The 26,513-nt window shown below is 38.4% G+C and carries 25 protein-coding genes and 1 tRNA gene; 14 read left to right on the forward strand and 12 right to left on the reverse strand.

The window, feature by feature from the left end:
* Positions 1-350 precede the first annotated feature (350 nt).
* On the reverse strand, positions 351-1,637 hold the full coding sequence (locus CJ305_RS13260) for a hypothetical protein (protein ID WP_099646769.1): 1,287 nt from the start codon (positions 1,635-1,637) through the stop codon (positions 351-353).
* Between the two features lie 279 nt (positions 1,638-1,916).
* Here CJ305_RS13260 and nhaC point away from each other — a divergent pair, with 279 nt between their 5' ends.
* The 11 genes from nhaC (at position 1,917) to CJ305_RS13315 (ending at position 12,400) form a co-directional block, all read left to right on the forward strand.
* On the forward strand, positions 1,917-3,398 hold the full coding sequence (gene nhaC / locus CJ305_RS13265) for a Na+/H+ antiporter NhaC (RefSeq protein ID WP_099646770.1): 1,482 nt from the start codon (positions 1,917-1,919) through the stop codon (positions 3,396-3,398).
* Between the two features lie 322 nt (positions 3,399-3,720).
* The gene (locus CJ305_RS13270) at positions 3,721-4,359 is read left to right on the forward strand and encodes a peroxiredoxin (protein ID WP_099646771.1); all 639 of its coding nucleotides are present in this window, start codon (positions 3,721-3,723) and stop codon (positions 4,357-4,359) included.
* A 26-nt stretch (positions 4,360-4,385) separates the two neighbouring features.
* Positions 4,386-4,700: a thioredoxin family protein gene (locus tag CJ305_RS13275; RefSeq protein WP_099646772.1), complete on the forward strand. Its 315-nt coding sequence runs from the start codon at positions 4,386-4,388 to the stop codon at positions 4,698-4,700.
* A complete protein-coding gene (locus tag CJ305_RS13280) occupies positions 4,681-4,929 on the forward strand; it encodes a DUF6952 family protein (RefSeq protein ID WP_099646773.1) in 249 nt (82 codons plus the stop codon). The genes CJ305_RS13275 and CJ305_RS13280 overlap by 20 nt, the downstream gene beginning before the upstream one ends.
* A 166-nt stretch (positions 4,930-5,095) precedes the next feature.
* A complete protein-coding gene (gene tpx, locus CJ305_RS13285) occupies positions 5,096-5,596 on the forward strand; it encodes a thiol peroxidase (RefSeq protein ID WP_099646774.1) in 501 nt (166 codons plus the stop codon).
* On the forward strand, positions 5,596-5,967 hold the full coding sequence (locus CJ305_RS13290) for a diacylglycerol kinase (protein WP_099646775.1): 372 nt from the start codon (positions 5,596-5,598) through the stop codon (positions 5,965-5,967). The genes tpx and CJ305_RS13290 overlap by 1 nt, the downstream gene beginning before the upstream one ends.
* A gap of 118 nt (positions 5,968-6,085) precedes the next feature.
* Entirely contained in the window at positions 6,086-8,476 is a 2,391-nt protein-coding gene (locus CJ305_RS13295) for a DNA translocase FtsK (RefSeq protein ID WP_099646776.1), read from the forward strand.
* Entirely contained in the window at positions 8,469-9,134 is a 666-nt protein-coding gene (locus CJ305_RS13300) for an outer membrane lipoprotein periplasmic chaperone LolA1 (RefSeq protein WP_099646777.1), read from the forward strand. The genes CJ305_RS13295 and CJ305_RS13300 overlap by 8 nt, the downstream gene beginning before the upstream one ends.
* A 7-nt stretch (positions 9,135-9,141) precedes the next feature.
* Positions 9,142-10,755: an LptF/LptG family permease gene (locus tag CJ305_RS13305; protein WP_099646778.1), complete on the forward strand. Its 1,614-nt coding sequence runs from the start codon at positions 9,142-9,144 to the stop codon at positions 10,753-10,755.
* Positions 10,756-10,827: 72 nt separating this feature from the next.
* Positions 10,828-11,973 carry a 3,4-dihydroxy-2-butanone-4-phosphate synthase gene (gene ribB / locus CJ305_RS13310; RefSeq protein ID WP_099646779.1) on the forward strand — a complete coding sequence of 382 codons (1,146 nt, stop codon included), beginning with the start codon at positions 10,828-10,830 and terminating at the stop codon, positions 11,971-11,973.
* A gap of 73 nt (positions 11,974-12,046) precedes the next feature.
* The gene (locus tag CJ305_RS13315; protein WP_143469385.1) at positions 12,047-12,400 is read left to right on the forward strand and encodes a hypothetical protein; all 354 of its coding nucleotides are present in this window, start codon (positions 12,047-12,049) and stop codon (positions 12,398-12,400) included.
* A gap of 1 nt (position 12,401) precedes the next feature.
* On the opposite strand, the gene CJ305_RS13320 is transcribed toward CJ305_RS13315, so the two are convergent.
* On the reverse strand, positions 12,402-13,031 hold the full coding sequence (locus CJ305_RS13320) for an NAD(P)H-dependent oxidoreductase (RefSeq protein WP_099646781.1): 630 nt from the start codon (positions 13,029-13,031) through the stop codon (positions 12,402-12,404).
* 196 nt (positions 13,032-13,227) lie between these two features.
* On the opposite strand from CJ305_RS13320, the gene CJ305_RS13325 reads away from it, so the two are divergent.
* On the forward strand, positions 13,228-13,890 hold the full coding sequence (locus CJ305_RS13325; RefSeq protein ID WP_099646782.1) for a SanA/YdcF family protein: 663 nt from the start codon (positions 13,228-13,230) through the stop codon (positions 13,888-13,890).
* A gap of 89 nt (positions 13,891-13,979) precedes the next feature.
* A tRNA-Ser gene (locus tag CJ305_RS13330) sits at positions 13,980-14,064 on the forward strand.
* 91 nt (positions 14,065-14,155) lie between these two features.
* Here the strand turns inward: CJ305_RS13330 and CJ305_RS13335 are convergent.
* The 4 genes from CJ305_RS13335 to CJ305_RS13350 are packed head-to-tail and all read right to left on the reverse strand — an operon-like array spanning position 14,156 to position 21,136.
* Positions 14,156-15,115: a putative phage abortive infection protein gene (locus CJ305_RS13335; protein ID WP_099646783.1), complete on the reverse strand. Its 960-nt coding sequence runs from the start codon at positions 15,113-15,115 to the stop codon at positions 14,156-14,158.
* An 18-nt stretch (positions 15,116-15,133) separates the two neighbouring features.
* Positions 15,134-16,342: a GIY-YIG nuclease family protein gene (locus CJ305_RS13340; RefSeq protein ID WP_099646784.1), complete on the reverse strand. Its 1,209-nt coding sequence runs from the start codon at positions 16,340-16,342 to the stop codon at positions 15,134-15,136.
* Positions 16,335-18,386, reverse strand: a complete 2,052-nt coding sequence (locus CJ305_RS13345; protein ID WP_099646785.1) for a DEAD/DEAH box helicase — start codon at positions 18,384-18,386, stop codon at positions 16,335-16,337. Before CJ305_RS13345 ends, CJ305_RS13340 begins: the two co-directional genes overlap by 8 nt.
* A 2-nt stretch (positions 18,387-18,388) precedes the next feature.
* A complete protein-coding gene (locus CJ305_RS13350; RefSeq protein WP_099646786.1) occupies positions 18,389-21,136 on the reverse strand; it encodes a class I SAM-dependent DNA methyltransferase in 2,748 nt (915 codons plus the stop codon).
* Positions 21,137-21,207: 71 nt separating this feature from the next.
* Here CJ305_RS13350 and CJ305_RS13355 point away from each other — a divergent pair, with 71 nt between their 5' ends.
* Positions 21,208-21,519 carry a helix-turn-helix transcriptional regulator gene (locus CJ305_RS13355; RefSeq protein WP_099646787.1) on the forward strand — a complete coding sequence of 104 codons (312 nt, stop codon included), beginning with the start codon at positions 21,208-21,210 and terminating at the stop codon, positions 21,517-21,519.
* 70 nt (positions 21,520-21,589) lie between these two features.
* Here CJ305_RS13355 and CJ305_RS13360 read toward each other — a convergent pair whose 3' ends face one another.
* From CJ305_RS13360 to CJ305_RS13385, 6 genes are all read right to left on the reverse strand, one after another.
* Positions 21,590-21,823, reverse strand: a complete 234-nt coding sequence (locus CJ305_RS13360; RefSeq protein ID WP_143469386.1) for a hypothetical protein — start codon at positions 21,821-21,823, stop codon at positions 21,590-21,592.
* 618 nt (positions 21,824-22,441) lie between these two features.
* Positions 22,442-23,650: a primase-helicase family protein gene (locus tag CJ305_RS13365; protein ID WP_099646789.1), complete on the reverse strand. Its 1,209-nt coding sequence runs from the start codon at positions 23,648-23,650 to the stop codon at positions 22,442-22,444.
* On the reverse strand, positions 23,647-23,964 hold the full coding sequence (locus CJ305_RS13370) for a hypothetical protein (protein WP_099646790.1): 318 nt from the start codon (positions 23,962-23,964) through the stop codon (positions 23,647-23,649). Before CJ305_RS13370 ends, CJ305_RS13365 begins: the two co-directional genes overlap by 4 nt.
* Positions 23,961-24,248 (reverse strand): helix-turn-helix domain-containing protein, encoded by a 288-nt coding sequence (locus CJ305_RS13375; RefSeq protein ID WP_099646791.1) that lies wholly within the window; start codon positions 24,246-24,248, stop codon positions 23,961-23,963. Before CJ305_RS13375 ends, CJ305_RS13370 begins: the two co-directional genes overlap by 4 nt.
* Before the next feature lie 150 nt (positions 24,249-24,398).
* Positions 24,399-25,064: a hypothetical protein gene (locus CJ305_RS13380; protein ID WP_099646792.1), complete on the reverse strand. Its 666-nt coding sequence runs from the start codon at positions 25,062-25,064 to the stop codon at positions 24,399-24,401.
* Position 25,065: 1 nt separating this feature from the next.
* Positions 25,066-26,316 (reverse strand): site-specific integrase, encoded by a 1,251-nt coding sequence (locus CJ305_RS13385; RefSeq protein WP_189319448.1) that lies wholly within the window; start codon positions 26,314-26,316, stop codon positions 25,066-25,068.
* Positions 26,317-26,513 lie beyond the last annotated feature (197 nt).

Raw genomic sequence — 26,513 nt, forward strand, 5'->3', positions numbered from 1 at the left:
CAATTTGCATTGCCCACCCTTAAGCAGCATACTCAAGGCAGACAAAAAAATAGAAATACAATCAGGAGTTAGGATTTTCATTTAATTAGAATCTAACCTCCTATCAGTTGAATTTAAAAAGCTTAAATCAATTGAGTTCAATATCGCTTATTGGCTATGGAGCTCGTAAACTCAAACGTAAATAATCAAAGACTTGCGGGAGTGGGTGCTTAAGGTAGAATGGGAATTACTATTTGCACGCGATACAATCGCGCGCCAACAATGTACGAAATACTCAAAGCTGATATGGTGATCTAAAACGTCAGAATCATTGACTAATTATAAAACCAATCACATCTACTCTATTCTATCTAAGAACCTATACGTTTAATCACTAAACCATTTGTATTAGAAGGAAATGTAAAATCGCCATTAACCGCGGTATTATATCTTAAACGAATGCGATCATTCGCATTTAATGTTACCAGAAATGATTTTTTAAGATCCGACCTTCCTCCAACCACTGGCGGGGTTAAAAATGTAGAACTCTGAGCAATTTTTGTATACGTATTATTATTTGGTGCGCGCTCTACAAAAAATTCTATTGTTCTAAAGGTATTATTATTCAATTGAATCGTAACAGAAAAAGAAACTTCGTAAGAACCCGCAACTGCAACCTGAAGATAATACTCCACATTATTGTGGATAACATTTTTTAAAACAGAGGTAGTATTTAAGCTTCTAGTATATGCACCGGCAGCAGTGCTGCCCCCATCAATATCAGCGTACATTTCCCCATAAACCTCCTGAATGGTATTAGGGGTTTGCCAGCTTGCATTGCCGTCTGCATCTGAAGTCAAGACTTTACCGGCATCATTCCCTGGCGAGGCATCTACATATCTAAATGTACCATTAACCTGAAGGGTAGCAGTAGGATTATAAACATTGATCCCTAAATTACCCTCCGGGGTCAATCTCATTCTATCTTGATTGCCATTGGTCTGAAAAACTAAATCTGAAACATTATCTGTCCCAGTGCCCCTGTAAAAACTGGCAATAGACGATCCTAAATAACCCAGATTACCATTGTATCTGGGCACAAATGTTATCCAGCCAATATTATCTCCATTTTGAAGATTAAGTGGGGTGTCAATTGTTCCCCGCGCTTTTCTTAAACCAAAAAAACTTGTGGTAGCATTAGAGTAGCTATCTATCATCACATCATCCAGATTATTATCATTTGAAGAATGCTGAAGATGTAATATACCCGTAGGATTGGTTCTTCCTATACCCACTTTTCCCAGAGTATAGAGATTATCTGTATTAAGGGTTGCGGGGTTTGCTGTCCCTGCCTCATTCCAGGGTTCGATTGTACTGTTTACTGGTAACCAACTGGTCGCGTCGGAATCCCAATAATGAAATCCTTTAGAAAAAGAACCGGTATCTGCGATTAAGTAAACTAATTGACCGTCAACGTTACCATTTGTATTTAATGCGTTTACACGAGGAACCAGAATACCATCAGTTTCGCCAACCGCTCCAAGATGATTAGAGCCTCTGATATCTAACGTGGTTTGAGGGTTTGTTGTACCTATGCCTATTTGAGCATTAGCTGTTAGAAAGGCCAGCAATGCAAGAATTATGAAATGGGGTTTCATTTAGAAGTAATTTTGTTAATTATTTTGACCGACTTTAAAGTTATTAAACTGGTTTTCATTAAAATGTACAAGTACAAATGTAAGGGAAATACTCCATAATTAATTGTAATAATAAGTATTTAGCCAAAAAATACTTCAAAAAGAGTTTAGAAATTAATTACATAATTAATGAAATTCTTGTATTAGTTACAACTATTGCTTTCCACGAGATTTAAGCATAAATAGGTCTACAGGAATTCATTCATAATCCTTAAACTTGTACAAACTATATAAAAGATCATGACAAATCAGGATGCGGAAGAGCGTAACGAGCAGATTGTAGAGAACAGAGAACTCAACATTTTTGAAGCTTTAATCCCCATAATCGCATTGATAGGTATGCTGGCCTATAACGTTTTTGTCTTTGGAGACGATGCGCTCAGCGGCTCTAACCAGTTTATCCTGTTACTTGGAGCAGCAGTTGCCGCCATCGTAGGTTTTTTCAATAAGACTTCTTTTGAGCTTATGATGGAGGAAGTTGCGCAGAATATCAAATCAACAGCAGGTGCGATACTCATTTTGTTGCTTGTAGGAGCTCTCGCAGGGACCTGGCTTGTGAGCGGAATCATTCCGACTATGATTTATTACGGCATGCAATTGTTGAGTCCGTCAATATTTCTAGCTGCCTGTGTGGTGATCTGCGCGGTTATTTCGGTTGCTACCGGAAGCAGCTGGACGACCTCTGCAACCGTAGGAATAGCTTTGATAGGCATTGCCAATGCATTAGGCATTTCGTTAGGAATGACCGCAGGCGCCATATTATCTGGTGCGTATTTTGGAGACAAACTTTCGCCTTTAAGTGATACCACAAACCTTGCGCCTGCGATGGCCGGTACCGATTTGTTTACGCACATTCAATATATGCTGTATACTACCGTGCCCTCCATCAGTATCACGCTTATTGTCTTTATTATCATCGGATTGAATATCGACACATCGGGTCCGGCAGATAGCAGTGCTATTTTAGCTTCTATCGACGAAGCCTTTACAATCACACCCTGGTTATTTATCGTTCCGGCGCTGGTTATTTTCTTAATCATTAAGAAAACACCACCACTCATCGCTTTATTGGCCGGAACCCTCCTGGGGGGTGTCGCTGCGTTGATCGTACAGCCGGAAATCGTTGCAGGCTTAGGCGGAAGCGCTGATTTAAATCTGGAAAGCGGCTACAAAGGGATTATGAATGCCATTACGGTTGATACCGCGATTGAAACTACTAATGAAAACCTAAACGATCTTTTTGCTTCAAGCGGAATGGCCGGAATGCTCGGCACGATCTGGCTTATCATTTGCGCCATGACCTTTGGAGGCGTTATGGATGCTATTGGCGCTTTAGCCCGCATCAGCCGCTTTATGCTGGGGCTTTTCGATAGTGTTTTCGGGCTTTTTGCCAGTACCGTGGCAACCTGTATAGGTCTTAATGCTACTGCCAGTGATCAATATCTGGCAATTGTAGTTCCCGGTAAAATGTATGCCAAAGCTTATCGCGATAAGGGCCTTGCCCCTGAAAATTTGAGTCGAACTCTAGAAGACAGCGGTACCGTTACGTCTGTATTAGTGCCTTATAATACCTGCGGGGCCTATCAAAGCGGCGTACTGGGCGTTCCCGTCGCAGACTATTTTGTATTCGCGATTTTCAACTGGCTGAGTCCGTTTATGACGCTTATTTTTGCAGCGTTCAGTATTAAAATCCGTTCGCTGGCAGACGCCGGAAAGCAGTAATTTGCTTTAATTCCTTTATTGGAGTTTTCGGTGGTGCACTACGAAATCGCTATAGTTCAGCACCAGCGAGTCCTTACAAGTGTTAAAAATAACTTAAGGCTTTTCAGGCTCATTCTTTCGCCTTGCGAAACTCTTAAAATCGCCATTCATTTACTAGCGATTTCTAATGTTTTAGGGACATCAATCAATAATATGACAAGCATTTTTCGATATAATCTCTTTATAGACGATGCTTATACCTTTATAACATCTTCACATTTCTGAACATTTCCTAAGCGTTCATTGCTGGTTAGTTTTGCATCAAATTTAAAAACAAACAACAATGACATTAGTAGGAAAACAATTTCCAAATCTTGCAGTAGATGCTATGAATGAAATGGGCGATACTTTTAAACTTAACGTTTTAGAAGAAGCCAAAAAGAATAACAAGAAAGTAGTTCTATTCTGGTATCCGAAAGATTTCACCTTTGTCTGCCCAACCGAATTGCACGCATTTCAGGCAGCAATGGCTGAATTTGAAAAGCGTAATACTATGGTTATAGGTGCTTCTTGTGACACGCCCGAAGTACACTTCGCGTGGCTAAACACTCCAAAAGATGATGGTGGTATTGAAGGTGTAACCTATCCTATTCTCGCCGATACGAATCGCAATCTGGCTAATCGTTTGGGCATTCTTGACATTACCAATGAACGTTATGATGAGGAAACCGGAATTCTAACTGTAGACGGCGATAATGTAACCTATCGTGCAACGTATCTTATTGATGAAGAAGGTACCGTATTTCACGAAGGAGTAAACCATATGCCTGTAGGTCGTAATGTAAATGAATTTTTACGCCTTATTGATGCCTACGCTCACGTACAGAAAAACGGTGAGGTATGCCCGGCAAACTGGGAAGAAGGTAAACAGGCCATGAATGCAAACCGTGATGGCGTAGCTTCTTACCTCGCTACAAACTAAATTATAATCCTTAAAAATCTATAGCTATGTTAAAGCAACTCGATCAGGATAATCTGGCAGAATGGGTATCGTCTAACGACACCGTGGTGGTTCAATATATGGCCAGCTGGTGTGGAAACTGCCGCTTGATGAAGCCTAAGTTTAAAAAACTGGCTACAGAACACGAGGATACTGCATTCCTGCTGGTAGATGCCGAAAAATTCCCGGAAAGCCGCAAACTGGCAACGGTAGACAATCTGCCAACCTTTGCGACTTTTAAAAACGGAAACTTTGTAAACCAGGTACAGACTAACAAGTTTGATAACCTAAAAGAACTCGTTGATGAAATTACCAGTAATTAAACATTTACAGAAGAACAATAGTGCAGAAGCTTTACAGCACACCATTGATGTACTTGAATCGTTTACCGAACACCGTTCTGTAAAAGATGAGGAGATGGATGTTGTAGGCGAATTGATTACCAATCTTTGTGGCGCTGTTGAAATGCACGAGATGATCGCAAGCGGAATGTCTGAGCGCGATGCGGCTAATGGTTTTGCCCAAAAGGTTTTGGGTTCTATTGACCGTTAAGCAGGATTGCGAGACACACACTTGTATAAACGTTGATATCCTAAAGCTTCCGCAAATTGCGGAAGCTTTTTTTATTGCGGGTATGGGCTTATGTAGAAATTGGCATTCCTTTAATTGGCGTTAGTTGTTTATATACCTACTTTTACCGTTTACAAAACCAAAAATCATGGCAGAAATAACTCTGGGTGGAAACCCTACGCATACCAGTGGCGAGCTTCCTGAAAATGGAACGCAAGCTCCAGATTTTAAACTTTCAAGAACCGATCTTCAGGAAAGCACACTTGAGGATTTTAAGGGCAAGAAAGTCGTGATGAATATTTTCCCGAGTGTAGATACCGGTGTTTGTGCAGCTTCGGTACGCAAGTTTAATGAGCAGGCTTCAGATCTTGACAATACTGTGGTATTGTGTATCTCCCGCGATCTCCCGTTTGCACAGGCTCGTTTTTGCGGAGCAGAAGGTTTAGATCAGGTTCAGGTACTTTCAGACTTTAAAGACGGAAGCTTTGGTAAAGACTACGGCCTTTTAATTAACGACGGTGCTTTTGCCGGCTTACACAGCCGCGTGGTTATTGTACTTGACGAGGATCACAAGGTAATTTATACCGAGCAGGTACCTGAAATAGGTCAGGAACCAGACTATGAAGCAGCTCTTAGCGCTATCGCCTGATGCAACAACCCAAAGAACCGTTTATCATCAATCGCCTTAAAGCATTTAAATATGCTTTTGTAGGTGCATTTTACCTCATACGCACAGAAGCCAGTATTAAAGTGCAGGTGTTCTGTGCTTTGGTGGTAACAGTTCTGGGTTTTTATTTTGAAATCACCACAACCGAGTGGTGCATTCAATTGTTGGCCATTGCCTTAGTGCTTTCCGTAGAGGGACTCAACAGCGCCATTGAAAAAATAGCCGATTTTGTACACCCCGATTACCATAAAAAAATAGGTATTATCAAAGATGTATCGGCAGGTGCAGTGACCTTTGCCGCCGTGATTGCAGGAATAATCGGCTTCATAATTTATATACCTTACCTCTTCTAAAATTTTATCGGCAGAGTACCGTTTGATATTTGTATTTTTACGCCCGAATAAAAAACAGATATAATTACAGCTCCTTTAGGAGCTTTTATAAGCAGACCTACTAAGCTTAGTACTACTAATGGCCCGAAAAAAAGCGAAAACCAAAACGACTACCTCTCAAAAAAAGTCTGTAAAAATCAGTTTTAAACTGAGTAAACAGCAAAAGATTGTATTGGGGAGTTTTCTATTCCTCTTAGGGATCGCGCTGATGTTTTCGTTTATCTCCTACTTTTTTAGCTGGCAGGCAGATCAAAGCACCTTAAACAGTCTTGATGATCGCAGCATAGAAGCTCAAAACTGGCTTAATAAATTTGGTGCCGCGCTTGGAAACTTTTTTATTTATGAAGGTTTTGGTATCGCAGCCTTTGCACTCGCTGTTCTGGTTACCCTAACCGGATTTTACTACTTCTTTGACCGACCTAAAAAGAGCCTACAGGCCTATTGGTTTTGGGGAATTATTGTAATGCTTTGGTTTTCGGTATTCTTTGGTTTCTTCTCAGAACGCAACGCGCTGCTGGGCGGAATGGTAGGTTTTGAACTCAACGACTTCCTTCAGGATTATCTGGGTCTCATCGGAACCATTCTCGTGCTCGCCTTTGTGGCTATTGTCTATTTCGCCGTAAGGCTAAAACTTACTCCCGAACTTGTGGGGCAATATCTTTCGCGAAAGCGCAATGCTATTAAAACGGAATTCAACGATAACGACGAAGAGGTTTCATTTGAAGACACGGCTTTTGAAAAAGACAACATCGAACTCCCTGTTGAGAAACTAATCGAAGAAGAGGAAGAAGAAGACCTTGAAGAACCGGTTCTTAAAACCACTCCTACTCCTGTCCCACCTAAACCGGTAGTTAGTGAAGCTCCAAAAGCGGAATCTGATGAAGATTTTGAGATTGAAATAGAAGAAACCGTTGAGGAAGAAGAGGTCGAAGAAAACCTGAGTACCAAGCTGGTTCAGGATTTTGGCGAATTTGATCCCACGCTCGAACTAAGCAATTACAAATTCCCTTCAATCGAATTGCTGAAAGACTACACCCAGGGTCAAAGCATTACCATTGATCAGGAAGAACTTGAAGAAAATAAAAATCGAATTGTAGATACCCTTAAAAACTACAAGATCGATATTGCGCACATCAAAGCTACCGTAGGTCCTACCGTGACGCTTTACGAGATTGTGCCTGAAGCCGGGGTTCGTATTTCCAAAATTAAAAACCTGGAAGACGATATTGCGCTTTCGCTTTCGGCCCTAGGAATTCGTATCATCGCGCCTATTCCCGGAAAAGGAACCATTGGTATTGAAGTGCCTAATAAAAACGCACGTATTGTTTCCATGCGTTCGGCAATTGCTTCGCCGAAATTTCAAAATGCCGAAATGGAACTCCCACTTACTTTGGGTAAAACCATTTCAAATGAAACATTTGTCGTAGACCTCGCCAAAATGCCCCACCTCCTGATGGCAGGAGCAACAGGACAGGGTAAATCTGTAGGTCTTAATGCCATTCTTACTTCCCTGTTGTACAAAAAACACCCGGCTGAAGTAAAATTCGTTCTCGTAGATCCTAAAAAAGTAGAGCTCACGCTTTTCAATAAGATCGAGCGACATTACCTGGCTAAACTTCCCGATACCGAAGAGGCCATTATCACCGACAATGCCAAGGTAATCAACACCTTGAATTCCTTATGTATCGAGATGGACAACCGCTATGATTTGCTTAAAGATGCCATGGCGCGTAACATTAAAGAATACAATGCCAAGTTTAGGAGACGAAAGCTCAACCCCAACGACGGGCACAAGTTTTTACCCTATATCGTACTCGTAATCGACGAGTTTGCAGATTTAATTATGACTGCTGGTAAAGAGGTAGAAACACCTATCGCACGACTGGCACAGCTGGCACGGGCAATTGGTATTCACCTTATTGTAGCAACTCAGCGACCTTCGGTTAACGTAATTACTGGTATTATCAAAGCCAACTTCCCGGCACGTATCGCCTTTAGGGTTACCTCAAAAATCGACTCCAGAACCATTCTTGACAGTCAGGGAGCCGATCAGCTTATAGGTCGCGGAGATATGTTGTTTACGCAGGGCAATGATCTGGTACGTGTACAATGTGCCTTTGTTGACACTCCTGAGGTTGAAAAAATCACCGATTTCATCGGCTCACAAAAAGCCTACCCTGACGCGCATTTGCTGCCAGAATATGTAGGGGAAGAAGGTGGCACAAGTCTTGATATAGATGCAAGCGACCGGGATGCTTTGTTTATGGAAGCTGCCGAAGTCATCGTGACCGCACAACAGGGAAGCGCTTCTTTACTGCAACGTAAGCTCAAGCTGGGCTATAATCGTGCAGGGCGAATCATCGACCAACTGGAAGCCGCAGGAATTGTGGGTCCCTTTGAAGGCAGTAAGGCCAGACAGGTTCTCGTTTCAGATTTAAACGCATTACATCAACAATTAAATAATGAATAATATGAATTTTTATAAAAGACCTTTAATCGCTGCGCTTGTATTTTGGTTTGCAGCTTTTTCTACGGGTTTTGCTCAGGATACCAAAGCTAAAACACTTTTAGACCAGGTTTCGGCTAAAGTGAAGAGCTATGACAATATGTTTATCGATTTCAAATACGGCCTCTCTAACGACGCCGCCGGAATCAATCAGGAAACTCGTGGAGACGTCACTTTAGATGGTGATAAGTATAAGCTGAATCTAATGGGTACCACCCAAATGTATGACGGTAAAAAACTCTACACCATCGTGCCCGAAGATGAAGAAATCACCATTTCTACTCAGGATCCGGGAGATGACGACGCCATCACGCCTTCAAAAATGCTGACCTTTTTCAACAAGGGATATTCATACAAATGGGATATTGAGCAAAATGTAAGCGGACGTAAAATACAATACATCAAGCTAACGCCTATTGACTCTAACAGCGAATTAAAATCGGCTCTTTTAGGTGTTGACGTGCAAACCAAGCACATCTACCGCCTGATTATGACCCAGAAAAACGGAAGCAAAATTACCATCACGGTAAATTCATTCAAGACTAATCAGCCGCTTCCCGGCAATCTGTTTGTCTTTGATGAAGCCAAATACGGCGACTATTACATCAACCGTTTAGACTAGACAGGTATTGAAAATACTGGATCGCTATATATTAATAACCTTTATCAAGAACTTTCTCAGTACGTTCATCATCCTGATGTTCATATTCGTGCTGCAAACGGTATGGCTCTACATCAAAGAACTGGCCGGGAAAGATCTTGATCTGGTTATTATTGTAAAATTCCTGCTGTATTTCTCACCCAGGCTGGTGACTCTGGTATTGCCGCTTACCGTTTTGCTCACGAGTATCATGACCTTCGGTAATTTTGCGGAAAACTATGAGTTTGCCGCAATGAAATCGACCGGAATTTCCCTGCAACGCGCTATGCGTAGCCTAACCGTTTTCATTTTAATTTTAGCAGGTACTTCTTTTCTTTTTGCCAACTATGTGATTCCGGCTGCTGAATTTGAATCGCTCAATTTAAGACGAAATATCGCTCAGGTAAAACCTGCGATGGCGATTACAAAGGGTCAGTACAACACCATTGGCGAAAGTTATGTGATGAAAATCGCTGATAAGGAAGGGGAAAACGGACAATTCTTAAAAGATGTGATCATCTACCAAAAAGATCCTTCCCGAACCGGAAATTTCACCGTAATAAAAGCCAAAGAAGCCGAATTAATCAGCGCGGAAGGCGATAATATCCTGTCTTTAAAACTTATTGACGGTAACTATTACGACGAGGTAGAGCAAAAAGATTACAGCAAGCAGCGTCGCGAACCTTTTGTAAAAAGCTATTTTGAGACCTACACCATCAACATAGACCTCAGCGAACTCGACAATGTTGATATGGACGAAAAAAGCATTGACAATGCCTATACCATGCTTACCGTCGCTCAACTCAACGATACCCTGGTTGACATTTCAAAAAACTACAGCAATTATTTAAAATCCCGCGGTACTACAGAGCTTAGGGAAATGCAATTGCGGCCTTTAGACACGTCCTATCTGTCAAATATTCCGGTAGATACCACCCGTGTTGTTAAAGAAGAGCTTATTAAAAACTTTAGCCTGTCTTCACAGGCACAGGTATTACGCGGGGCTGAGACCAGTGTAAAAAATAACATCACCTCTATTAAGGGTCAAAAAACCAATAATCAGGTTAAGATCAAAACCCTCAGCAAATACGAGATTGCGCTTCACGAAAAATTTGTTTTGGCCTTTGGTTGTGTCATACTCTTTTTTGTGGGAGCACCCTTGGGAGCAATCATTCGTAAGGGTGGACTGGGCTTGCCTATAGTCATTGGGGTTGGACTTTTTCTCACCTATCACTTCATCGGTATTTTTGCTAAAAACAGTGCCGAAGACGGAAGTGTTGCCGCCTGGCTTGCAAGCTGGCTGAGTACGCTGATTTTATTTCCGCTTGGCGTTTATCTAACTTACAGAGCCACTACAGATCAGGGCTTGTTCGATCTGGAAGGGTTTCTGGATCCCATCAAAAAATTATTCCGGAAAAAAGATCTTGATGCCGTTGACCCGGAGCAGCCTTTGGCTGATTTCGATCTTACCAATTCTGAAAAGGCCATTCTCAAGACTAAAAATCAACGGGAACTGGAAGATATCGTGGCCAACTACGAGCAATACGGCTATTCCGAAAAATTCAAAGAAGCGGCCGAAACCTTACTCAAAACCTTTAAGTAACCACCCGTTTTTTTTAAGGCCGAAAGTTTATAAGAAGCCTAAATTGTACCTTTGTTGTCCTAAACAGAATTTATGCACGTGCAAACCCGTTCCCAAAATATTCAGCTTAACACCATTGAAGAAGCCATTGCCGAAATAAAAAAAGGCAAGGTAATCATCGTAGTAGATGATGAAGATCGTGAGAATGAAGGGGATTTTCTGGCTGCCTCAGAAACGGTCACTCCTGAAACCATCAATTTTATGGCAACCCACGGTCGTGGACTCATTTGCGCCCCAATAACCGAGGATCGCTGCAAAGAATTGAAACTCGAGATGATGGTGGGCACTAATAGTGACCCGATGGAAACCGCTTTTACCGTTTCGGTAGATCTAAAAGGGCACGGCGTAACTACGGGTATTAGTGCTTCAGATCGCGCAAAAGCCGTACGTGCACTCATCAATCCTGATATTAAACCTTGGGATTTTTCAAAACCAGGTCATATTTTTCCGCTTAAGGCTAAAGAAGGTGGTGTACTGCGCAGAACCGGTCATACCGAAGCTGCTATAGATTTTGCCCGGCTCGCAGGCTTTGCTCCAGCAGGAGTCATCGTTGAAATCATGAATGAAGACGGCACCATGGCGCGCCTGCCTCAACTTATGGATGTGGCTAAAAAATTTGATCTTAAAATTGTCTCGATTGCAGATCTGGTAGCTTATCGCATGCAGCACGATTCGCTGATTGTAAAGAAAGAAGATTTTAACCTCAAAACCCGATATGGAAGTTTTCGCATACGCGCTTACCAGCAAACTACAAACGATCAGATTCACATTGCCCTGACTAAAGGAACATGGGGCATTGACGAGCCGGTTTTGGTACGGGTGAATTCATCTTTTGTAAACAACGATATTCTAAGTACACTTACTCAGGAAAGCGATAAGAAACTGGAGAAAATCTTTGAGCTGATCAATAAAACCGAAAAAGGTGCAGTGGTTTTTATCAATCAGGAAAATATAGCCAGCAAATTGCTTTCGCGTCTGGCAGATTTAAAAGAACGACAAACCACAGGCAGGCCTGCTGATTCGTCGCCTAAAATGGATTTAAAAGATTTTGGTATTGGTGCGCAAATCCTTCACGATCTGGGCATTTCAAAAATCAGATTACTGTCAAATAGCGAAGATCACAAACGGGTAGGAATGATAGGCTACGGCCTCGAAATTATGGAGCGTGTGACCTATTAAATATATCCTTTTTCCCTTCTACTGCAACAACAAGCTTATTTTGAAGTAATTAGATATAATAATCTATCGCATTATGAAAAATCTATACTTCTTAGGCCTTATGCTTCTGGGCGCTTCCGCTTCGGTATGTGCTCAAAAAAATCAAATCCTTCCGCAAAAAAAGCAGGACAGCATTTTACAAAAACTGCAGCAGCAACCCTTCCCTTCCATCAATAAACCTTTTAAAGCGCTAACACTTGATCCTGAGCTTTTCAATTTAGACAAAAACCTTGCAATACAACCCGGTTTCAATTATACCCTGCCCATTTATCAGCCTGACGAGATTTATAATAATTCTATGAGGATCTTAAAGCCCAGCAAGGCCTACGAATATAAGATGCGTATTATCGATCAGCCGGTGCAAAATTCGCAGCGCGATCAATCTTAGATTAAAGTTTGATAATGGTGTCTTCAGTAGAACGGCGCACCTTTTCAAAATCGGCAAACATATCATCTGCTGCGCGATAACCTACAGGTAAAACCAGAGTGCTGGTGATTCCCATTTCATCAAGTTTAAGCAGTTCATCATACTTTTCAGGAACAAAACCTTCCATTGGGCAGGCATCTATTTCTTCAAGCGCACAAACGGTAAGCAAATTTCCCAAGGCCAGATAAGCCTGATTTACTGCCCACTGCCGGGTTTTTTCAGCCTTCTGAGTATCAAATTGTTTTTTAAGCGTCTCGCGAAAAGGTTTCAGTATCGTTTCAGGAGTGTCGCGTACCTCTCGAACCCGATCAAAATAAGACTCCACGTAAGGGGCCCTGACTTCTTTTTCGACACAAATAACCAACACGTGAGAAGCGTCGCGCACCTGGGTTTGATTCATAGAAGCACCCACCAACTGTTGCTGCATATTCTTGTCTGAAACCACCACCAGTCGTAAAGGCTGAAGTCCGTAAGAAGTCGCGGTAAGATTAAAGGCTTCGGTGAGTACCTCAAGCTTGGCTGCGCTTAGTTTTTGATCAGGATTAAACTTTTTTACGGCATAGCGCCAGTTGAGGCTTTTGATGACATCCATATGCATATTTTTTCCAAAGTTAAGACCTTAGCTTCATTCTATAGATATATTCTTTCAAAATGCGTTTTAAATGTGCTTTGCACGCTTTTATTGCAAAAAGCTTAGTAATTTTAAGGCACGTCCTAATACCAATATCCATACATAAGACGTTAGCAACTGAAGCCCTATAAAATCTGCTAAAAACCACGATCCATTTATGTTTAAAAACAATCTGGTATTCCTAAAACTGCTGCGTTGGTTAATCGTGGGATTCCTGCTGGTTTTACTTGTTACGTCCGGGTTGTCATTGTATATCAAACAAACTACTAAGAACTACATTTTTGAACGCACTGAAGAATTGCCCGAAACCTATACCGTTTTGGTTCTGGGAGCCAGTGTGCGCAGTAATGGGGAGCTCTCAACAATCTTACGCGACCGGGTAGAATCTGCCCTCCTGCTCTATTCGCAGGGAAAAGTAAAACGCTTTTTACTTTCGGGTGATAATGGCACCACCAGTTATAACGAGCCGGTTGCTATGAAAAAATACCTGCGGGAACGCGGGGTGCCTGAAGAAGCTATTTTTATGGACTTTGCCGGCTTTGATACCTACGACTCGGTTTACAGAGCCTCCTATATATTTGAGGTGGATAAGGCTATTGTGGTAACGCAGCATTTTCATCTGCCTCGGGCTATTTACATCGCACGAAGTATGGGCCTTGAATACTATGGGTATATTGGAGACCGAAGAACTTATGAGCTGGAATCGCGCAACCGATACCGGGAAATTGCGGCAAATTTAAAGGCATGGGGCGAATTGCTCATCAACAAAGAGCCTCATTTTAAAGGAGATAAGATTCCCATTACCGGAAAGAATAATTAGTCTAAAAATCCGCTCATTTTTTTGGCGGGAAATTGAAAAAACTTTCTATATTTGCACCCGCAATCAGCAAATAGCTGATGAGACACTCAGGAGAAATGGCAGAGTGGTCGAATGCGGCGGTCTTGAAAACCGTTGAGGGTCACACCTCCGGGGGTTCGAATCCCTCTTTCTCCGCAAAAAGCCCCGTTATCGCACTGATAACGGGGCTTTGTTTTTCAAGGGGCATATTTAGGGGCATATTCATTGATTTAATTTATCAAAGAAATTACTCCAGAAACTCACTTAATTTTAAAAGGTTTGAATTTTCATTCTTCCGAATAGCTCCGATATCAAAAACGTAATCCGGATTTGATATTTTTTTGTCAGGTTTGGGAATATTTTTAAGCAAACAATACTTCTCGATTAGTGGCTTAAACCTTAAATCATGAAAGAAAATCATATTATAAAATAACATTTCCAATTCTTCATCAGACAATAGAGATCTTACAATTGAAGTATATTCGTATCTAACTTCATAATTTCTTAAAAAATATTCCTTTTCTATATCTCCATCAGGATCTAAAGTTGATTTAGAAACAAATACCTGTTCGTCGATACGCGAAATAATTCGATATAAAAAACGATAATAATGGCCAAATTCTGTGCTGTACTTTGCGTAAGCCGTACGATATGCCTCAATCTTACTATTTCCTTCATTAGCTCTTCCCAATTCCTTAGTAAGACATCTAGCAAAAACATCCCTTCCGGTAATTTTACCCTCACCACTAACTGTAATGTCAATATCTGCAACAATCTTTAAATGTGTATCAATCATATTGAAAAACAGACTTTCAAACTGTTGACGTTTTGCTGTTTCATTTTGATTAGCCATTTCGTAGCGCTGCAACTCTAATGCAGCATTTGTGTTCCTTATTTCTTCGCGATTTAATTCAAGATCATCCCTGTTTAATTTTAATTCTTGTTGCTGATAAATCATTTGCTGTTTCTGACCCAGAAATGCTACGTAAATAAAAAAAAGCCCAGCAAGCGACCATATACCTACCATCGTACCGCCTAAAAAATCCCCAACTTCATTCCATTGCATGGGATATACATTCTCATTTTGCCAATGCACCACATACAGACAAGCAAATCCCAATAAAATTAAAAGAAATGCACTACGCTTGAACCACTTGATGGAGGTTTCCAGCTTTTTTAAGTCCTTCTCTATTCTCTCACTATTCATATTACGATATTTAACTTCTTAGTATTTGTAAATTTGTGCCGAAGAAGGATCATAATAATAGTCAACAATAGTTCCGTCCTTAATCTTATCTACCATATCATCAATAACAAATAATGGCACAAGAAACCACTCTCTGGGATTAACCGGTTTGCCGAAACGGTCTTTGATATCAATATTTAACTTGGCATTTTTGAAGAACGATTGAATAAGGTTTTCCAGCTTATGACGATTGATATTGGCTAATTTATAAGTTGCAACTACTTCTACATCTGCCATCAAAAAGGTAGGGTCATTTTTTGCATTTTGTATTCGCTTGTTAAGATCGTTACCTGTAACTCCTATCTTGTGGAATACCTCCCTATTTTTAATGATCAAAGGATTCTTAGAATTAGATCGAAGCACGTAAATAGTACCACTCTCTAAATCATCATCCTCAAGTTTATCTGAAAATAAGGGACCCAAACCAGGTTGAGTAACAAAACGACTTGTTTCATCTTTATACATTGCTCTAATTAGCGAACGTTGCAATAAGTCATTCTCAGTACCATTATCGTAAATAACTCGTAAACGAGCATCTTCTTCGCCATTTGGAGCCTTAAATATCTCCCCCTTCTCAGCTATATAGGCCATTTGTCCCTTTACGATAACAAAAAGATTTTCTTGAATAATAGTTTTAGTAAAACCGGCATCTTTCCTAAAACGAACAGTTTCTCTATAACCATTTTCTATTTCCTTCTTAGTCCTATCAAAAAGCGGTTTAAAGTTTTCAAAATCTTCGCAAACAGTTCTATTTGCAAATTCCTCATTGGCTCGCTTTTCAGCTCTTGTTCTTACATATTTGAGATTAGTAATAGAATATTCATCCTCCTCTACTCCCAATAGTTCTAATAACTCATCGTCATCTACGTCATCTGAAACAGCAACTGGTTCATTTATTTCTCCAGATAAGATACCCTGATAATCAAGTTCCGTTAATAGATCAATGAACTCTTTTTTCCCTTTAATTTTCTCTAGTCTGACAGCATATAATCTTTCAAAAATGTCATTCCCTTCACCGTGAATCGGTAGTCGCTTTTGTTCCTCTACAAATTTTTGTATTTCTTCAAAACCAGCAATAACACGCTCTTCTAAAGCAGTATATGTAACTTCCTTTTTTTTCTCAACATCGACACCAAGAGCTGCCAATAAAGCTTCATCCTCAGATGTAAATTTCTCCTTCTTAGCCATTTTGTTCTTCTGATTTTTTTCTTGCTAAATAAGCAATTCCCTGGGCCATACGCTGTTCCCAAGGGTCCGCAGAATTAATATCTGGCAATCTTCCTCGCTCGTTTTTAAATTTTAAAGCTCGTTTGGCCAGATCTCTTGCTTCATCAAGAGTAATATTTGGTTTTCTACTTGAAATAACCTCCGCCATAGCTTTTAAGCTCTTTTCAGTCATTGCTTTAGAAAGTATGGAATAAGCTTCGCTGAATGGATTTATACTATCTATCCAATCCACATCTAGATCTCTAACATCCATAGTAAATTTCCTAATACCATCTATTAGGGCCGTATTAGCTTTCAAAATTTCCCCTCCGTCATTGTTTATAGATTTTTTAGCCATTTGAGTTATATTAAGAGCAGCGATAGCGTGTTGTCTAATGGCCTCAATATCTTCATCATCTATATCTGGATATTTGTCTTTTATGATTTTCCCTAGTCTTACTTGCGTTAATTCCTGAGGAACCAACTCTTCATCGAACAAGCCGCGACCAATTGAATCTTTATCCTGTGCAAAAGCTGCAATTACCTCATTCAAGTCCTCTTTACAAATACGCTTTGCATCTTCGCTTTCAGGCATTGCTAAACCTTTAATTTCTATCTGATATTCTCCTTTCTCTTCATTCCAGCCAACATTTTCTTTCTCAGGATCGTAGCCTCCCGCACCGTAATCGTAACCTTCCTTCTCTTTACTTTGAGAGTTTTTAGGTGTGAAGTTGAACTTTGGAGCCAAAACTTGTTCCATTAATAAACTGGCTGAAATAGCCTTTAATGTATCATTTACAGCATCGGTAACAGAATCTTCTGAAGCATCTACTTCTGCTATTAGATTTGTAAATCTAGCTTGTGTTTTATTTGGAGCATCTCTTGTTGCTCGTCCTATAATTTGTACAATTTCAGTTAAACTGGAACGGTACCCAATAGTTAAAGCGTGTTCACACCATATCCAATCAAAACCCTCTTTTGCCATTCCCAGGGCGATGATAATGTCCACGTAATCGGGGTTTGTTTTTATTTCTGGCATCTTAAGTGCAGCCTGTACTAACGGTCGCTTTGAAGGGTCATCGTCCACCAGATCTGCAACTTTTATTACTTTACCCGATTCTGTTTTGACTTGATGAAAACCAGTAGCAGTATCTACTCCTAGCCATTCTCCAAGCTCTTCAATAATATGCTCAACCTCTTTAATTTTATCACCCATACTTTCCCTAGAATTGACGTTAGGGATATGAATGATTGTCTTTTCATTCGGGCTAAGTACTTTCAGCAGATCATCAGCATAAGCTCCACTATAAAAATAGTAACCAATATTCAGCGTTTTTAAATGCTCATACCCACTTAATTGTTCATAGTAGGTATAAGTGACTGGTTGAAATTTCAACTCATCATCAGGCATTAGAACCGGATTTGCATCACCTCTAAAATAAGAGCCCGTCATAGCTACAATATGAACCTTATCTCTCTCAATGAACTCTTTTAGCTGCGAACCTAGTACATTGTTTTCATTTGAACTTACATGGTGAAATTCATCTATAGCTATTAATGTATTATCAAAAGCTTCAATACCAAAACGCTCTACCGCACGACGAAATAGAGCGTGTGTACAAACCAGAACTTTATCTTCACTCTCAAAAAAAGCTTTTACAGAATTTACCTTACTTCCATCTTCTCCTGGCGAATTACATAAATTCCATTTTGGTGTAACTTCCCAATCAAAATAATATCCATATTTAGATAATGGTTCATCATTAAAACTGGAACCTATAGATTGTTCAGGCACAGCAATTATAGCTTGCTTAACACCTTGATTATTTAATTTATCTAAAGCTATAAACATCAAAGCACGGCTTTTACCAGATGCAGGAGGTGATTTGATCAACAAATATTGCTCCCCTCGCTTTTCATAGGCAAGCTCTTGCATAGCACGCATTCCTAATTCATTAGACTTAACAGAACTGCCATTAGTATTATAATTAACAGTTATAGTAGGTATATTTTTTTTCGTACTCATTTTTAGTTTTTGGAAGTCATTTTGGTATACAGTTCAAACAATTTTTCTAAACGCTCTGTGTCATTTTTAAATTTACGGCCTATGTATATTCGCTCTAAAACCTCATCATTACGTTCGTGTGCTAGTTTTAAATCTTTAGGCATTTTCTCAGGGTCGTATAAAACAGCAATAGTTGCCGGGAAATGTCGTTCTCTTGCTATTAAAATTTCTTCTGCACAAGCTGATAAATCCTCTTTATTCTTTTGGGTTAAAGATGGCAAGGGAAATGTATTCCAGCCCAAAGTATTTGAATATCTTAGTCGCGTTTCCAACTGTCCACAAATAGTTTTGATCCAAATCAAATGAATTTGTGAAGAGAGTATAGAAAAATTCCACATTGGAGCATCATATAAACCAAATGCAGCATTAGTTAAAACTGAATTTTCAATTGCAGGAATTACTGTTAGGTAATCTCTTTTCTCTGAAGATACACTTGGCACGATAAATATTCTTTTCCCTTTATAAAAGCGGACCTCAGAGAATTTATAAGGATACAGAGCTAAATCCTTAGTAGTTTTCTTTTTACTTTTTAATCTATAGCTTTTAACTTGATCAACCCTCTTTTTTATTAATGGAATATTGTCAATTGTTTTCAAATCTTTCTCTTCAATCCAAAGGCAATATCTTTTCTTACCCTTTATTGCATCTTCTGCACTCAAATAAGGGTAAATAAATTTAGCAGAGCGAGAGTCTAATTTTATTATTTTTCTCTTTTCCTGTGAATCAAAATTTAGAAATTTTCCATCAGCTGCCTTACTTCCGTAGTGCATTTCGGTTAAATCAGAAGATAGAACTTTAGACTTTTTTTGAACAATTACTTTAAAATCAGGGATTAAATAAGGATTAATATATTCCGTGATTTTTTCTTGAACGTTTCCATCATCATTTTGAGTATAAATCTTTAATCTATCATCTTTTGCATTAGAAATTCCAACAATTACTACCGTAACACCTGCATTATGAGCTGCGAGATTTTTCCATTTGAATGATACATGCGCAAAAGAAATATGATACCCTAAATTAAAAATGTAAGGCCAAAGAATTGGTATATGTAGCCCTTGATTAATAGAATTAGTAGATACGAAAGCACTTTTAGAAGGTGTGATCAAACCATATTCTGCAGCCTTAATAAACCAACCACTTACATAGTCAAGAGATTTATAGTTCTTAATTTTAGAAGATAAAAGATCTCTTAAGTCTCTTTTCATTTCTATAGTTTGCTCTGATGAGCCTTTATATGGGGGATTACCACAGATATAAGTTTCACCACCTTCATTTTCAAAATCAATCTCTGCCTGTTTTAGGGGTGTCGAGAATAGATCATCTCCTAGTAATTTCACTCCAATTCCAGTTGGAGGACAAACAGACAGCCAATCAATTTTTAATGCATTTCCTTTGGTTATCCAATTTTCAGCATCTAATGGCAGAAACTCAGCAAGTGCCAAGCGCTGACCCCTATACAAAACATCACATTGATATTCAGCAATAATTAACGCTAGACGTGCTACTTCTGCTGAAAAATCCTTAAGCTCAATACCTCTGTAATTGGTTAAAGGTATTTCACTCGCTTTGTTAGTTTCTCCTCTTTTAATGTTAATCTCGTTTTCAATTTTCCGCATTTCTTTATATGCGATTACCAAGAAATTACCGGAACCACAAGCTGGATCAAAAACACGTATATGAGCCATACGGTTACGAAGATTTAATAGTTTGCGATTGTTATCGCCGGCCGTTTCTAATTGATCTCTTAGATCATCTAAAAACAGTGGATTTAAAACCTTTAAAATATTTGGTACAGACGTGTAATGCATACCTAGTGAACCGCGTTCATCTTCGTCTGCAACCGCTTGTATCATTGAACCAAAAATGTCTGGATTAATCTGCTTCCAATCCAGACTACCTACGTGTAATAAATAGGATCGTGCGATTTTAGTGAACTTTGGTACTTCTATAGAACCTGAAAAGAGTTCACCGTTTACATACGGGAAATCTTTGGCCCAGACTTTTATATTTTCATTTTCCCGATTCCGCTTCTTGGTGTCCATTGCTCTGAACATCTCACTTATTACTATGTGTGTATCTGAAGCATCTGATGCACTAAATTTTTGAACTGTATTTGTAAAAAGATTGTCTTGAAAAATATCTGTATCCTCAGCAAAAAAGCAAAAAATTAACCTTGCTAAAAAGTGATTCATATCTGGGCGACGCTCCATTGTTGCCCATTCTGGATTATGTTGTAATAACTCTATATAGAGTTTATTTAAACGACTAGTCGCCTTAATATCAAATGCACTTTCACGAATTTGCTTTACCGTTGTAATATTTGCTAGTGAAAGAAAAAAGCCAAAATAGTTGTGAAAATCCTTATAATCACAGACTACTGTTTCCCCAGTAAGCATATTCTCAGCCTGAAAATCTTTACCGTCTGTAGCTAATATGAATTCCGCCTTATTTTTTTTAGTTGCCGGGCTATTACGAAGTGCTTCTAATGATTGTATTACCTTTCCCTCTTTACTTGCAAGGATGTGTATATTATTTCGCTGTAAAACAGCTCCTTCTACATCGGTTTTATTCGAAGTTCCACTTTTTATTTTTTTTATCGTTGTACTTTTATTACCGAACGCTTCTAAAAAAGAAAAAGGAAATTCCTCTGCCTCAAAAGGTTGTTGTGCAAGATCTGATACTGCCTCTTCTATTTCTACTGGATTCATTCTAGATTTTAAATGGCGACTTGATTATTGAATAACGGTGTGATAAAATAAAACTTTAAATGTAATTAATAATGAAAACCACTACTATTGTTACTACTGAAATTTCTATCGATGAATTAATCGAACTAATTTCTGACAAGTTGATTGATAAAATAGAGCATTACCTAAAAGATGTCAATAAATCTCAGAATGATTTGTTATTGACTAGAAAGGAAATTGCAAAATACCTTCGTGTCAGCATCACTACAATTCATCACTGGATGGAATATGAAATACTAGATCCTATTAGAATAGGTAATAGGGTGTATTTTAAAAAGCAAGACATTCTTGATTTAGTTGAAGAAAGAAAACATTCAAACTTGACGAGACTAAAACGACCTTAATATCGCGGTTAATCTAATAGTTGTAGCCAATAGCCAAGCGGCTGAAACCGGGAGCGGTAAATGCGGTTATTTAAACTCCGGCGGCAACCTGCAATATCCCGTATATTTTTAAGCCGCGGTTTACACTATTCTTACGGCGGCCGCTAGCGGCGGTAGTTTGATAAATTGCGGCATCAGGGCCGGCTTGTTTCCAGTTTTTAAGCGGTAGGCGGCGGTAATTATTTAAACTGCGGCTGACGACCTGCGGCAGGCATTGTGCCGCAACTCCAAATTTTACTGGAACAGAGCAAGCCGCTAACTTCATAAAATAAGATTTAAAAGCGGCCATAGCCGCGGCTTGTCGGCGTCAGGCGGTGGTAATTATTTAAACTGCGGCTGACGACCTGCGGTAATAACTGTGCGACAATTCAATATTTTTCTGCGGCATTATATGCCGCTAGCTTGAAGTTAAATCAAATGCAAGCGGTAGAAGCGGCGGCTTGTTTGCTGTTTTTAAGCGACAGGCAGCGGTACGTATTTAAGTTGCGGTTAGTATTCACGGCAAGCACTATGCGGTTATTTTATAGTGTACCGCGGCTAAATTTACCGCTAGCCCCGTGCTAATTAAATATACAAGCGGCAATAACTGCGGCTGATCTAGGGTTAAGCCGCTGGTAATACGCCGCGTATCATAATCCGCGGCCAGTCTAAATGATAATCATGCGAAATTTACCCACAGTAGCTTTATAGTCTTTAAAGCACCATTCTTTTTCACACAAGTAAGCTTATTCTGAAGGCTTAGTATAGGGTTTAGCGTTGAATTGTTGAATTCTATCCTAAGGCATTGAATTCTCACATAAATACATTCAACAATAATCTCAACAATTATTGAAATTTCTTGTTGAACATAAATACCCCACTAATACTAAGGCAGTAATCTAAATCAACTTTTCAACAAGGAATTGACAAATTCTTTTTCAAACGTAATGAACCTACCCTTCCTGGCCTCACTTTGTTTTATCCAAGGACTTTTTGATGATGGCGAATGCAGTTTAAAGTAAAAAAAGTAACTGCTATTTTTTGTAGAAAGCCCCCAGCTGCCTTCTATTATTCTTTTAAGATCACTTCTAGTGATTCGAATATTACTTTCTTTCAATTCAGTCAGTAAATCTCCATAGGTGAGCTTGATTTCTTCCTCTTCAAAATCATCAAATTTATCTTGTAACAAAATAATTAGCTCCTTCTCCAAAAGTTGCCTGGAGCCATTGATCAATTTATCTAGTGCTTCCGTCCAAAGCTGTGATGCCGTAAACCACATCCTACTAGACTTTTCGTGTTGAATAGATCTGGTATTAAGAAAAGACACAAAACCATCAACTTCATTTTTTAAATCTCTAATAAAATTGGGGTTTGCATTTTTTAAAACCGGAATTTTTCTAACCCAGTATCGTACTTCTCCCCTATCTGTAACTACAAAGTCTGTTTCGTGATTTGAACAAAGCACCAATTTGCCGAAAAAATGGGATTCAACTTTATCTTTTCCTTTAGCTTCTGTTTTAAACGATACTGCGGTCGATAAATATTTGATTTTTTCAGAATCCTCGCGGCTATTAAACATTACTTCCTCAATACCAATAATCAACTTTTCCGACCAGTCAGAATTAAATTTACTTCTAAGATCCTGGACCTTATTGATCGTCATATTTTCGTCAAACACTAATTTTAACCAATTTAAAAAAGTGGTTTTCCCTGTCTCTCGTTCGGTACTTACTAAGCATAAAATGGGTAACACCTGGGTAGGATAGTGCCATAATATACTTAGGTAATCAAGACCGAGTAGTATTTGTTCTCCAAAAATATGATGTAGAAAGGAAATCGTATTGGGTATTTGTGTTTCGTCTACTCCGTCTTGTATAGTATGATTTAAAGCCTTGTATTTATTGTAAAAACCCTTGACCTCTTGCTTATAATCTACGTGTGAGGGTATATTAATAAAGCCTTCATATTTTTTTATAGATTTCAGAAAATCTCTATCGTGATCATCTATTATGGTCTGCTTATTCCAGGGTATAATGGTTTTGCTCAGTTCCTCATTCAAATCTGGCATCTGTACGACTTTGTAATATTCAGTTCCTATTCTCAAATATTTCATACCATCAGTTTAAAATTTATAAAACCAAGCTTTGAAGAATCAAGTTTTTCCTTAAACTGAACCTGGATAATTACACCTGAAAGGCTATTGTCCATCTTGTATACTTCATTTACGGCCTGCTCAAAATTGACGTTGCTAACACTCGGTTCTTTGCGAAGAACTAACTTCAAACCTTCAACTATTTGAAATAAATGCTCAAGAGAACTTAAAATACTTTTAGATGGATTTTTTAATTCAACGCATCTGTTGATTTCATACTCCATCTGGTCAAGATATTTCTCAAATAAAGGATATACTGTGACATATTGTTTCATCTTCGATATTTTAAAGATTTCACTTCCTTTATAGAGTCTTCGAACTTTTCCCGGTTGATAATAATTCTATTACCAATACGGTCAGCTTTGATCAAGCCTTTCTTAATGTAGTTTCTAATGGTAAGCTCAGACACTTTTACAAGTTGCGCGGCTTCCTTAACAGAAAGGTTAGTAGATTGTTTTTCTGTTCTTGATTTCTGTTTGTAATACTGATCTAGTGATTGTACTACAGAGGTCTTTACTAATGCTTCCAGATCCTCCTGATTTGTTACTATAATTTTCATATAGCAAGTTTATAGGAGGTGTAATTGAATATAAAGTGAATCTAAATTTTAAAAAATTCACTGATAATCAATTATTTAATAAAAATAAGAGCGGTTAAAATGATATTATATTGAATTTGAATTGAATCTTGAATAAAGAAAAAGTCACTTTTATATTATTTGACTAAAAAGCTTATCTATTTTCTCTTTCATTTGAGGTTTATTTATTGCGCTTTCATAATCTCTAATGTGTCTTTTAAATTGGGTAGTATCCATGTAGCCATTTTTCTCAACCTCTATAATCACCCGGTTTTTAAGCCATTTCTTATATTCTAAATATTTATATTCATAGAAATTCCCTAAACACGATAGGAAATAGCCTAAATCATCTCTTGAAAGTTTACTATTTATTAAACTAAAATTTAATTTTCTTTCAGATGAGTTGTTTTGGATAGAATAACAAAAATCTCCAAATGTACTTTTGTATACATTATTACTTTTCAAAAAATCATAAACCTTTTTGAAAAACGGTAATCTATCTCCGAAAACATATTCTTGGAATAAGGCTGCTTCAAAAAAGACATATTTACTTTGATAAAATTCTAAATTAGATACTGCTAATTGTTTGGCAATTTGCTCTTTTTCGATTTGGATTTTTAAAGATGATATCTCTTCTTTCTGCCTTTCGATTTTTTTTCTAAGATTTATTAAGTCGGGAGTTTTATTACTTTTCAATTCCTCGTATTCACTTCGTAGAACTACGTGTTTCATTAGTTCTTGATAAATTCCTTGTTTAATAAGCGTCTCTTTAAATTGATCCTCTGTTAATCCTTCCATCTTAATTCCACGTATTTTGCATAGCACGTTCACGGCTACTTTGAGTTAACTTAATGTACTTTTTAAAACTACTATAGCTCTTGTGCCCTGTAATACTCATTACAATTTCAGGTCGCATACCTTTATCAAGAGAGATCGTTATAAAAGTTCTTCTAGCGGTATGGGTACTAATACGCTTATACATTGGCATCCTTTCCTCTATTCGCTCATTACCGCGATATGTTGTTTTAATAGTGTCTTTATTGAAACCTGCGAGCTCACAGGCATCTTTTATATACTCTCTGAATTTTTGAGAGCTAATTTTTGGCAAAGCGTAATTGTATTTCTCAAGAATGAATTTGGAATATTTATTCAGTGGAATACCTAAATTATTTTTTTGCTTTTGTGAGTTACGATAAATGTGATTATTACGAATATTCTCACTGGTTATCTTTGAAAAATCAGAATAGCGCATACCGGTAGCACAACCAAAAATAAAAACATCACGCACCCGCTCAAGACTTGGCTTTTTTGATAAATCAAATTCAAATAATTGGTTTAATTCATCTATACTTAAGGCTATTTCATCCGTTTCACTCCTGGGTTTTTCAAAGCCTTTAAAGGTGTAATTATGATGAAAACCTTTGCCGCCAGCCCAATTCATAAAAGTTTGAATAAATCCAATATTTCTGCCTAGGGTATTATCCTTATGCTTTAGTGTCTTCCTACTATACTTCACAAAAGCCACGTAAAAATCTTCATTAATAGAGGAGAATGTCAATTTATAATTTGAGGATTTCTCGAATTCCTGTAAAACCTCTTTAATGTTTTTATAACGCTGTATTGTGCCGCCAGCTATTTTGGCCAGATCTACTTTCTCTTTTACAAAATCATCGAATACAGGAAAAAATGAATTTGGAGCAAGTGTATTTTTTTTAAACTCGTAATTGAGTTCCTTTTTTACAGCGGCCAGGCTTACTACATCACCTTGCATTTCTAGCCGCCCGCAGATCATTTGAAAAGTTTCTGAGTAACGGGATAATTGATTAATAATAGAATTAATTTGCACTGCAATATTGCTTCTACCAGGCAAACGATTAGGAAACTTACTTTCATTATTCCAGTATTTAGGATGAATTGATTCACCCGTTGAATACTTTAAATACTTTCCTTCATTTTTAAAATATGCTCTTAAGTATATTAACGTAGGTCGGTTGCTTTTGGGTTCTTTAAGATTGAAAGTACAACTATAACTCATAATGTTGAGGGGCATAATTAGGGGCATATTTTTGTCATAACCCCTATCTTTTTACATATATAAGTAAATATATAAAATAAGTTATAACAAGGCTTAAGCACACTATTTATAGTTATTCACATCAAAATAATAGTAAAAAGTTCGAATCCCTCTTTCTCCGCAAAAAGCCCCGTTATCGCAATGATGACGGGGCTTTTCTTTTTTGGTTGTCA

It is taken from the genome of Leeuwenhoekiella nanhaiensis, assembly GCF_002744755.1.
GTDB classification, from domain to species: domain Bacteria; phylum Bacteroidota; class Bacteroidia; order Flavobacteriales; family Flavobacteriaceae; genus Leeuwenhoekiella; species Leeuwenhoekiella nanhaiensis.

Coding starts and splice junctions, on each gene's coding strand:
- CJ305_RS13350 (WP_099646786.1), bottom strand. CDS start 21,136: ATGAATCCAGTAGAAATAGAAGAGGCAGTATCAGATCTTGCACAACAA.
- CJ305_RS13290 (WP_099646775.1), top strand. CDS start 5,596: ATGCAACAACCCAAAGAACCGTTTATCATCAATCGCCTTAAAGCATTT.
- CJ305_RS13345 (WP_099646785.1), bottom strand. CDS start 18,386: ATGAGTACGAAAAAAAATATACCTACTATAACTGTTAATTATAATACT.
- nhaC (WP_099646770.1), top strand. CDS start 1,917: ATGACAAATCAGGATGCGGAAGAGCGTAACGAGCAGATTGTAGAGAAC.
- CJ305_RS13375 (WP_099646791.1), bottom strand. CDS start 24,248: ATGAAAATTATAGTAACAAATCAGGAGGATCTGGAAGCATTAGTAAAG.
- CJ305_RS13260 (WP_099646769.1), bottom strand. CDS start 1,637: ATGAAACCCCATTTCATAATTCTTGCATTGCTGGCCTTTCTAACAGCT.
- CJ305_RS13280 (WP_099646773.1), top strand. CDS start 4,681: ATGAAATTACCAGTAATTAAACATTTACAGAAGAACAATAGTGCAGAA.
- CJ305_RS13360 (WP_143469386.1), bottom strand. CDS start 21,823: ATGAAGTTAGCGGCTTGCTCTGTTCCAGTAAAATTTGGAGTTGCGGCA.
- CJ305_RS13365 (WP_099646789.1), bottom strand. CDS start 23,650: ATGAAATATTTGAGAATAGGAACTGAATATTACAAAGTCGTACAGATG.
- CJ305_RS13385 (WP_189319448.1), bottom strand. CDS start 26,316: ATGCCCCTCAACATTATGAGTTATAGTTGTACTTTCAATCTTAAAGAA.
- CJ305_RS13320 (WP_099646781.1), bottom strand. CDS start 13,031: ATGGATGTCATCAAAAGCCTCAACTGGCGCTATGCCGTAAAAAAGTTT.
- CJ305_RS13335 (WP_099646783.1), bottom strand. CDS start 15,115: ATGAATAGTGAGAGAATAGAGAAGGACTTAAAAAAGCTGGAAACCTCC.
- ribB (WP_099646779.1), top strand. CDS start 10,828: ATGCACGTGCAAACCCGTTCCCAAAATATTCAGCTTAACACCATTGAA.
- CJ305_RS13340 (WP_099646784.1), bottom strand. CDS start 16,342: ATGGCTAAGAAGGAGAAATTTACATCTGAGGATGAAGCTTTATTGGCA.
- CJ305_RS13380 (WP_099646792.1), bottom strand. CDS start 25,064: ATGGAAGGATTAACAGAGGATCAATTTAAAGAGACGCTTATTAAACAA.
- CJ305_RS13315 (WP_143469385.1), top strand. CDS start 12,047: ATGAAAAATCTATACTTCTTAGGCCTTATGCTTCTGGGCGCTTCCGCT.
- CJ305_RS13355 (WP_099646787.1), top strand. CDS start 21,208: ATGAAAACCACTACTATTGTTACTACTGAAATTTCTATCGATGAATTA.
- CJ305_RS13270 (WP_099646771.1), top strand. CDS start 3,721: ATGACATTAGTAGGAAAACAATTTCCAAATCTTGCAGTAGATGCTATG.
- CJ305_RS13325 (WP_099646782.1), top strand. CDS start 13,228: ATGTTTAAAAACAATCTGGTATTCCTAAAACTGCTGCGTTGGTTAATC.
- CJ305_RS13275 (WP_099646772.1), top strand. CDS start 4,386: ATGTTAAAGCAACTCGATCAGGATAATCTGGCAGAATGGGTATCGTCT.
- tpx (WP_099646774.1), top strand. CDS start 5,096: ATGGCAGAAATAACTCTGGGTGGAAACCCTACGCATACCAGTGGCGAG.
- CJ305_RS13295 (WP_099646776.1), top strand. CDS start 6,086: ATGGCCCGAAAAAAAGCGAAAACCAAAACGACTACCTCTCAAAAAAAG.
- CJ305_RS13300 (WP_099646777.1), top strand. CDS start 8,469: ATGAATAATATGAATTTTTATAAAAGACCTTTAATCGCTGCGCTTGTA.
- CJ305_RS13370 (WP_099646790.1), bottom strand. CDS start 23,964: ATGAAACAATATGTCACAGTATATCCTTTATTTGAGAAATATCTTGAC.